Source organism: Acidithiobacillus sp. TH-A36, from assembly GCF_057473445.1.
On record NZ_JBYCKP010000367.1, the window covers coordinates 1 to 2,105 of the forward strand.

2 protein-coding genes are annotated in these 2,105 nt (G+C 47.1%); both read right to left on the bottom strand.

Annotated features, from left to right (window positions below; genetic code table 11):
* Nucleotides 1-898 (bottom strand): outer membrane beta-barrel protein (locus AC2VLY_RS09675; RefSeq protein ID WP_486922176.1); only part of this gene is annotated, 898 nt, incomplete at its 3' end.
* Between the two features lie 22 nt (nucleotides 899-920).
* Nucleotides 921-1,898, bottom strand: coding sequence for a glutamate 5-kinase (gene proB / locus AC2VLY_RS09680; RefSeq protein ID WP_486891820.1), 978 nt, complete (start codon nucleotides 1,896-1,898; stop codon nucleotides 921-923).
* Nucleotides 1,899-2,105: the final 207 nt, after the last annotated feature.

Here is a 2,105-nt window from a genome sequence, read left to right on the forward strand (position 1 = left end):
CCAATAGAGCGCCGCCATAATTATCGAATGCGTGCGGTATGCCTAGATGTGTCGACTTGGGTGTGTGCATGTACTGGAAATAGGGTTCAATCACCCAGGGACCCGAACTATATTCGTAGTCAACACCATAAATCTGGCTCTCGTTACCGTAAGAACTATAGGCAGAGTCATTCGATGTTGTTCGTGATCTTCCTAGTGCCCCATCTGCGTAAAAACCGAGCGTGTTGGAACCGTTAATTGCGTAACTCAGGGATCCACTCATGACATTGTAGCGATTAGAAAAATAACCATCATTCAAGGAAAGCGAGGCACTTAAAGGTCCTGCACTGGCATTGAACTGGATTCCACGACTGATGATGGGCTCCATATCCCAAAGTAAGCCCCGCTCGATATTGATATTCTGGTAGGTAAATCCATCCTCAACACCGATCAATGTCGGTAATTGACCAATTTCGACTGAAAAATTTGATGATGGCACAATTTTTAAATAAGCCACGGGCAATGCACCAAACTCGCTGGTACTACGAGATGCCGAGGGAATAGATGCAGCCAACGTAGGGAAGCTGTAAGCCCCTGCTTGAATATCAAACTGAATCGGGCCATTTTCTTTCTGGATAATCACCATGCCATTGGTGATATCAGTGCCCTCCCGTTTGGCACCCAAAGTACCTGGAGACCCCTGAGGATTATCCTGATAGAAGGCCATGCCACTGGCAATGCCTTGCACGTCAATTTTTCCCAATAGTCCGGCAGAGAAGGATAAAGGATTGGGTATCGTCAATGGACTGGCATTGGCAACGCCGGCAATCGCGATTCCACAAAGCATCAGACAAGCGGAACCAATCAGACGGTGCCGTAAAAAAACCGTTTTATTTTTTTGAACCGAGCACAGAAGCATGATTATTTCTCCTGATTGCATATCATCTGTAGCAATATGAGGAATTATAGAAACGGTGCTGCTTGGAATTCGTATTGGACAATTTCACAGCCACTCCAAGTAAGGAATACGTCGTTTTTTGTAAGGTGGTCCGACGTGCTTTGAGCCACATCCGGTCGAATTTTTCAGAGCGCAAAAAAGTCCCCAAACGTTCACCCCGTTGTAATCGCAGCAGCACGTCAGGAATGTGCCCACTGGCAATCACTGTCGTTGTGCCTGAAACAGCGGCATAGGCTGCGGCATCGACTTTAGTCCGCATACCGCCGGTACCCACAGCAGTACCACTTCCCCCCGCCATCTCTTCATAGCGCGGATCACCAGCCACGCCTTCCTGAATCATCTGTGCATCAACCTGAACACGTGGATCGGCTTCATACAAACCCGCCTGGTCCGTCAAAAGGACCATCAAATCCCCATGCCACAACCGGCTGATGACTGCGGCCAGATGATCGTTGTTGCCAAACTGGTTTTCATGATCTGCAAGGGCATCATTTTCATTCAAGATCGGCAACATATTCATTTTCATAAGCATATTAATGGCGGATAAGGTTCTTTTACGGCGCTTACGATCCTTGAAATTGTCCTGGGTCAGCAGTATTTGCCCGCAATGCACTCCTTCCTGTGCCAAAAGATTTTCATAGGCATGCATCAGGGCTGCCTGCCCGACGCTGGCAGCGGCTTGCCTTTGTTCGGCTGGCAGTGTTTTTCCGGCCAAACCCAAATGTCCTTTGCCCACACTGACGGACCCAGAAGACACCAGGACCACTTCTATGCCCCGTTCCCGAAGGCGTAATATCTGTTCTACAAAATGTCGGATGGCCACCAGATTCAGTTGGTAATCTTCCGAAGTGAGCAAGCTGCTGCCAATTTTAATGACCCATCGCTGCGACTTTTTCTGCAGCGTGGTGCGGCTGGGTAATGTAGAAAGCTTGGCTGTGGTTTCAACCAGTTTGTTGATCATCAAAACCTCCATTCGTCAAAAACTGATATTTTCTTCAACACCGCAAGGTTATCCGAGATACATCTATAAATTCCATATAAATGTTGTATAATGTTTATATAAAAATGCGTAATTAATCAGGAATGAGCGATGCATGTGCGTCTAACGCATCAATGCCTTTTTTAAGACTTCCCATAGGATATAAAATCATTCACTGCGGTGCGTGTC

Excerpts from the sequence above, each read along its gene's own strand:
- proB (WP_486891820.1), bottom strand. The coding sequence starts at position 1,898 with ATGATCAACAAACTGGTTGAAACCACAGCCAAGCTTTCTACATTACCC.